8 protein-coding genes are annotated in these 6,306 nt (G+C 69.2%); 4 read left to right on the top strand and 4 right to left on the bottom strand.

What is annotated here, in order from left to right; translation table 11 throughout:
• Nucleotides 1–247: 247 nt before the first annotated feature.
• Nucleotides 248–1,153 (top strand): tetratricopeptide repeat protein, encoded by a 906-nt coding sequence (locus tag E1267_RS08415; RefSeq protein ID WP_132331486.1) that lies wholly within the window; start codon nt 248–250, stop codon nt 1,151–1,153.
• A 21-nt stretch (nt 1,154–1,174) separates the two neighbouring features.
• Here the strand turns inward: E1267_RS08415 and E1267_RS08410 are convergent, their stop codons facing one another.
• Nucleotides 1,175–2,581 carry a glycoside hydrolase family 28 protein gene (locus E1267_RS08410; RefSeq protein WP_132331485.1) on the bottom strand — a complete coding sequence of 469 codons (1,407 nt, stop codon included), beginning with the start codon at nt 2,579–2,581 and terminating at the stop codon, nt 1,175–1,177.
• 138 nt (nt 2,582–2,719) lie between these two features.
• Between E1267_RS08410 and E1267_RS08405 the strand changes: the two genes are divergently transcribed.
• Nucleotides 2,720–3,076: a hypothetical protein gene (locus E1267_RS08405; RefSeq protein ID WP_132331483.1), complete on the top strand. Its 357-nt coding sequence runs from the start codon at nt 2,720–2,722 to the stop codon at nt 3,074–3,076.
• 238 nt (nt 3,077–3,314) lie between these two features.
• On the top strand, nt 3,315–3,839 hold the full coding sequence (locus E1267_RS08400; RefSeq protein ID WP_132331482.1) for a hypothetical protein: 525 nt from the start codon (nt 3,315–3,317) through the stop codon (nt 3,837–3,839).
• A 138-nt stretch (nt 3,840–3,977) separates the two neighbouring features.
• On the opposite strand, the gene E1267_RS08395 is transcribed toward E1267_RS08400, so the two are convergent.
• Together E1267_RS08395 and E1267_RS08390 are read right to left on the bottom strand one after the other, a co-directional pair.
• A complete protein-coding gene (locus E1267_RS08395) occupies nt 3,978–4,160 on the bottom strand; it encodes a hypothetical protein (protein ID WP_132331480.1) in 183 nt (60 codons plus the stop codon).
• Between the two features lie 85 nt (nt 4,161–4,245).
• Entirely contained in the window at nt 4,246–5,223 is a 978-nt protein-coding gene (locus E1267_RS08390) for an aldo/keto reductase (RefSeq protein WP_132331478.1), read from the bottom strand.
• 106 nt (nt 5,224–5,329) lie between these two features.
• Here E1267_RS08390 and E1267_RS08385 point away from each other — a divergent pair, with 106 nt between their 5' ends.
• Complete coding sequence (locus E1267_RS08385) at nt 5,330–5,806, top strand: GNAT family N-acetyltransferase (RefSeq protein ID WP_132331476.1); 477 nt, start codon at nt 5,330–5,332, stop codon at nt 5,804–5,806.
• A gap of 68 nt (nt 5,807–5,874) precedes the next feature.
• Here the strand turns inward: E1267_RS08385 and E1267_RS08380 are convergent, their stop codons facing one another.
• Complete coding sequence (locus E1267_RS08380) at nt 5,875–6,141, bottom strand: hypothetical protein (RefSeq protein WP_236666919.1); 267 nt, start codon at nt 6,139–6,141, stop codon at nt 5,875–5,877.
• Nucleotides 6,142–6,306 lie beyond the last annotated feature (165 nt).

Raw genomic sequence — 6,306 nt, 5'->3', positions numbered from 1 at the left:
GCCCGGCCCGGTCATCGACGACGACCCATGCGTTCTCCCCGACCTGCCACAGGTGCTCCCCACCGATGACCTCGTCCGCCGGGCGTCCGAAGAACACCCCTAACCACTCCAGTGCCTTCGTGAGGTCGCTCACCGGCATGACGCTGTACAGGTCCACGAGGACCACTCCCTTCTGTCGTTTCGGAGGGTGGACCACTTCCCCGCGCAGAACTCACCGGTGAAGCGTTTGGTGAGTCATGGTGGAAGGATGAGTGACAAACGTGAAGCGCTGGCGTGGGCCGGTGGAGCAGTGGGGGCGTCACTCTGCGCGGTGGGCGGGACGGTGCTGGTCAGCAGGGGTGCAGGAGTGGGCTACTTGGCCGTGGTCGTGCTGACCGCGCCGGCGGCGGTGTACGCCTGTACGCGTGCCTGGCGCGCTGTGACCTCCGGAGACGGGGCTGCGGACGACCGGCGTGCCGCGGGAGAGGACGGGCCCGACGCCGCCTCGGCGCCCGGGTCCTTGAGCCTGAAGACAGCCGAGGCAGAGGTGGACGCCCTCACCCGGGCGCTGGGGCCGGAACATCCGGACACCCTCGCATGCCGGGACGCACTGGTGAAGGTGATGGAGGAACTCGGAGAGTGGGACATCGCCGCCACGGAGATGCTGATGGTGGCCCGTGTACGCGCCCAGGTGCTGGGTAACGAGCATCCCGAGACGCTGGCGAACCGGCACACCGCCGGCCTCCTGATGGCGGCGGCGCAGCACTTCGAGCAGGCCGAGGCCATGCATCGGATGGTGCTGGAGGCGCGGAGCCGGGTACTGGGTGAGGAGCATCCGGACACGCTGTCCAGCCGGTACAACCTCGCGAGGGTGCTGGGCGTGCAGGGCAAACTGGAGGAGGCTGAGGCCGAGAACCGGACGTTGTACGAGGTGCGCCGCCGGATGCTGGGTGAGGAGCATCCGGACACGCTGGCCGGCCGGTACGACGTGGCGCGGGTGCTGGCGGTGCGGCGGAAGCTGGAGGAGGCCGAACGCGAGCACCGGGCGGTGCTGGAGGCGCGGAGCCGGGTGCTGGGTGAGGAGCATCCGGACACGCGGGCCAGCCGGCTAGAACTGGATGTCGTGCGGCTGGCTATCAGAGCGAGCGCGTTGCCCACCGATGAGAGCGAATGAGCAAACGATTCGTTCCCGCGGTCAGGGCACGACCAGTGGTTCGCCGTTGGCGGTGACGTTCTTGAGCACCAGGTCCTCGACGTGCTCGACCACGACCGGCGTCGCGGTGGCGCCGAAGTCCACGTCGGTCAGCGTGACCCCGCGGATCGGGGCGTCGGCGTAACCGCGCAGGTTGAGCGGCCGGTTGGCGGTCCGTACGGTCACGTCCCGGACGTCGATCCCGCCCACGTCGGGGTTGAAGCCGTGGCCGGGCCCCTCCTCGTAGTGGAAGTTGACGTCGATGACGGAGCCGCCCACCTGGCCGATCTCGAGGTCTCTGGCGTGGAACCCCTCGATGAACCCGCCGCGCACGGAGTTGGTCTTGAAGCGCAGCGCGATGTCGAGGTTCGGGCTGGACATCGCGCAGTCCCTGATGAAGACCTCGCGTACGCCGCCGGACATCTCGCTGCCGATCGTCATGCCGCCGTGCCCGTCACGGAAGGTGCAGTTCTGGACGACGATGTGCTCGCTGGGCACGTTCACGCGGCGGCCGTCGGCGTTGCGTCCCGATTTGATCGCGATGCAGTCGTCGCCCGTGTCGAACGTGCAGTCGCGGATCACCACCATCCGGCTTGACTCGGGGTTGCAGCCGTCGTTGTTGGGGCCGTGCGACTCGACCGTGACGTTCTGCACGAGCACGTTCCGCGACAGCGTGGGGTGGATCTCCCACATCGGTGAGTTGACGATGGCGACGCCCTCGATGAGGACGTTGTCGCACCGGTAGGGCTGAACGAAGGACGGGCGCAGGTAGCCGCCCTCGCCGTATCTGCGCCGCCTGACCGGCACGCCTCGCTCCGCCTGCGCGAACAGCTCGGCCCTGGCCTCGGCCTGGTGGGGCTCGCCCGGCTCCCAGCCGTCGTCGCCCGAACCCTTCCACGGCCACCAGTGATCCTGGTCCGCCTGCCCGTCGAGCACGCCTGACCCGGTCACGGCGACGTTCCGCTGGCCGTACGCGTAGATCAGGGGGGAGTAATTGTAGAGCTCGACGCCCTCGAACCGGGTCAGCACCAGCGGGAGGTACGCCTGCGGGTCGGTGCTGAACAGCAGCCTGGCGCCCGCGGCCACGTGCAGGTCGACGTTGCCCAGCAGGTGGACGGCACCGGTCAGGAACCGTCCTTCCGGCACGTCCACGTGCCCGCCGCCGGCCGCGTGGCAGGCCCTGATGGCGGCACGGATGGCTTTCGTGCAGTCCGTAACCCCGTCTCCGACCGCGCCGAAGCCTCTGATGTCGAACCGGCGTCGCGGGAACCTCGGCCCGCGCACCCTGGCCACGATGTGGTTCGCCCGCGCCCACGGATCGGGCGCGGCGTGCACGGCACGCGCGTCGAGGACCGGGACGGCGAGGGCGGACATCGCCATGGCGCGCATGGCGTTACGGCGGCTCAACATGGGGCGGCTCCCTGCCTGCTCGGGACACCCCGGATGCTAGGCCAACCCGTTGCAGTGATCCAGGGGTGCGGGCCACATCGGGCCAGGATGAGGGCGGCAACCGTTTGCATGAGATTGAGCCCCTGCTACGGTCCGGGCATGGTGGAACGGCCGCGTTATTCCGCTGCGAACCTCACCGTGCTGAGCTGGGACGAGGCCGTACGCAGGCGCCCCGGCTCCGGCCTCACCGAAATGACCTACGTCGGCGACGAACCGAGCGTGGGACTGCACCCCACCGACGTGGAGTCGATGATCAGAATCCTGGTACGGCTGCGCGGCAGCGGCAACACCGTCCTCGTCGTCGAGCACGACCTTGACGTCATCCGCCAGGCCGACTGGCTCATCGATCTCGGCCCGGGGCCGGGCAGGCACGGCAGGACCGTGCTCTTCCAGGGGCACGTGGCCGGCTGCGCCGGCCGGGACACCCCCACCGGCCGCGCCCTCGTCCCCGGCTGAGCATTATCTCCGGAAAAGAGCACTCACCAATTCGGGCGCCCGCTGCAGAAAGGTGGAATGTACGCGGCCCGTTATCCCGGCGCATGTGGATCCTGGGGTGGTGTGTGGCCACTGGTGAACCAGCCGGGCAACCGCCGGGAAAACATTGGAGGCGAGGCTTTCGGCAGCGCCGGTTCGCGTCGATAGTGGGGAGGTCGGCCTCCGGTCATAGATTCCTGGACACAGGGGAAGGAAGCCCATGCCCAACCATGAGGAGTTCAAGGACGCAATCTATTCGGAAATACAAGCCCTGGAAGTCCGCACGCAGGCGGCGGAAGAACTGCAAGGTCACGTCGGCGACGGCGGCTGGGACGAGAGTGTGGCCGGCGTCGTCAACGGCTATCACGACAGCGTCGAACAGTGGGGAGCGCGCCTGTCGTCGCTGCTGGCCCAGGTGGAGCAGGCGCGACCGGTGACACCCGGCTTCGACTTCGGGCGCTTCGCCGAAATGCTCGACGCGGCCGGCAGACGCATGGAGAACGTGCACGAACAACTGGCGGAGCAGACGGCCATCGCTCAGGAGGAGCTGGTGAGGCGGCTGGCCGCCGCCCAGGACGCCGTCAGGAAGGAAAACGGCCACGTGTTCCGCGAACTGGCCGAACACGTCAGGCAGGCCGGGCGGCCCGGTCATTCCGACTCCGAACCGGAGCGAAATGCGGAACGGCCGGAAGAGGTCCGCGACGATGAACCACCGGAAAGCCCGGACCTCTGGAACAAAAGTTAGCCGGTGCCGGCGGAGTCTCAGGCGGATGTGGAAAGCGCTCTTACCGAGCGTGCGAAGAAGGCGCGCACATTCACCATAGGGCCGTGAACCGTCCGCGCGCCCGGGGCGGCGCGGACGGTCGTGCGTGAGGCCGGGGCGTCATGCGGCCGCGTGCCGCCGCCCCGGCAGGCCGGTAGGCGTGGCGTGGGGCTCGGCGGCCAGGGTGCGGAGCTGGTCGGCGAAGGCGAGGGCCTGCTCGGCCGTCAGGCGCGGCTCGGCGCCGACATAGAAGACCACGATGTCGCCCGCGGGCGATCGCACGGCGTTGAAAGGAGAGATCATGATGCCGACGATTCTGCCCGATACGACCGACAGTTTCGGGGGCGCGGACTTGGAAGCGCCTCCACCACCTCGTACGGCCAGGCGCCTACCAGCGGTGGTGGACCTGAGGACGGATCAGGTCGTCGTAGACGGCGCGCACGGCCTCCAGCGTCGCGGCGTCCAGCGGGGGCAGGTCCGAGGCGGCGGCGTTCGCGGTGGCCTGGCCCGGGTTGCGGGCGCCGGGGATGACCACCGAGACGCCCTCCTGGTCGAGGATCCAGCGCAGCGCGAACTGGGCCATGCTCGCACCCGGCGGCACCAGCGGAGCCAGGCGGCGCACCGACTCCAGGCCGGTGGCGAAGTCGACGCCCGAGAAGGTCTCGCCGACGTCGAACGCCTCCCCGTGCCGGTTGAACGCGCGGTGGTCGTCGGGGGAGAAGGTGGTGTGCTCGTCGTAGCGGCCCGACAGCAGGCCGCTGGCCAGCGGGACGCGGGCGATGATGCCCACCCCGGCGGCGCGGGCGGCCGGCAGCACCCGCTCCAGCGGCTTGAGCCGGAAGGCGTTGAGGATGATCTGCACCGTCGCCACGCCCGGCCTGGCGATCGCGGTCAGCGCCTCCTCACAGGTCTCGACGCTCACGCCGTACGCGGCGATCCTCTTCTCGGCCACCAGCGTGTCGAGGGCGTCGAACACGGCGTCCGTCGAGTAGACGGGCGTCGGTGGGCAGTGCAGCTGCACCAGGTCGAGCGTGTCGACGCCCAGGTTGCGGCGGGAGCGGTCGTTCCAGGCGCGGAAGTTGGACAGCACGTAGTTGGCGGGGACCTGCTCCACCCGCCGCCCCATCTTGGTGGCCACGGTCAGCCCGGGACGATCCTTGACGAAACGGCCGACGATCTGCTCGCTGCGCCCGTCGCCGTAGACGTCCGCGGTGTCGATGAACGTGACACCACCGTCCACGGCCGCCTCGAGGGTCGCGCGGGCCTCCTCCTCGCTGACCTCGCCCCAGTCGGCGCCGAGCTGCCATGCGCCGAGGCCGACCACGCCGACCTGCCGACCGGTACGTCCCAACACGCGGTGTTCCATGTAGCGTCCTCCGTTTGCGGGTGCCTGTGATCCAGTGTCCCGTATGGCGGCCGCATGGCAGGACGCGAGCATGGGCCACCGGTGACCCCTCGCTACGCTGACACTCATGATTCGCCCCGCCACGCCCGCCGACGTGCCCGTCATCGCCACCCTGATCCGTGAGCTCGCCACGTACGAGAAGGCCGAGCACGAGGTGCGGGTGACCGAGGAGCAGCTGCGCGCGGCGCTGTTCGGCGACGCGCCAGCCGTGTTCGCGCACATCGCCGAGCACGACGGCGAGGTCGCCGGGTTCGCCCTGTGGTTCCTGACCTTCTCGACGTGGAAGGGCGTGCACGGCATCTACATGGAGGATCTGTACGTACGCCCCGGGCACCGGGGCGGCGGCCACGGCCGGGCACTGGTGGGCGAGCTGGCCAGGATCTGCGCCGAACGCGGTTACGAGCGGCTCGAATGGGCGGTGCTCGACTGGAACGAGCCGGCCATCGGCTTCTACGAGAACCTCGGCGCCGTACGCCAGGAGGAGTGGCCGCACTACCGCCTGAGCGACGCCCCGCTGCGGCGCCTGGCGGACCGGCCCTCCTGAGCGGCCCCTACTGAGGAGGGCGCGGCCACGCAGGTCACGGAGTGTGCGTGACCTGCGTGACCTCCGCCTCACACGCCGGCGTGCGCCCTCGCGCGGGTGTCCGCCTGGTCGTACATCTCGGACTCTGGGCCTTCGAGCTCGCGGTGGGTCTCCTCGATGCGGAGCGCCACGCCGAGCGCGAAGAACGACGGCGCCCACTCGCCGATGAAGATCCCCCAGCGGTCGGCCCGGTCGATGCCCGCCGCCTCCATCTTCTTCGACATGAGCCAGGTCGCGAAGGACATGGCGATCGACGCCACCCCCGCGGTGTACATGTGACCTGACTTGATCCCCATATGATGAAGCTTCTTGATCATTTTTCTCCCCCCTTGCTGGAGTGCTGTTACCCGGAGGGGGACGTGATAAGCGATCATTTCCGGCATGTTTCCGCCGTGACACATGTGCGTGGCTTGTTACCGCAGTGCGTCACCCGTAACGAACGCACGGCCACGGACCGTCAA

The sequence above is a fragment of the Nonomuraea longispora genome, from assembly GCF_004348345.1.
GTDB lineage: Bacteria > Actinomycetota > Actinomycetes > Streptosporangiales > Streptosporangiaceae > Nonomuraea > Nonomuraea longispora.
This window is presented reverse-complemented; position numbering and strand designations above follow the sequence as displayed.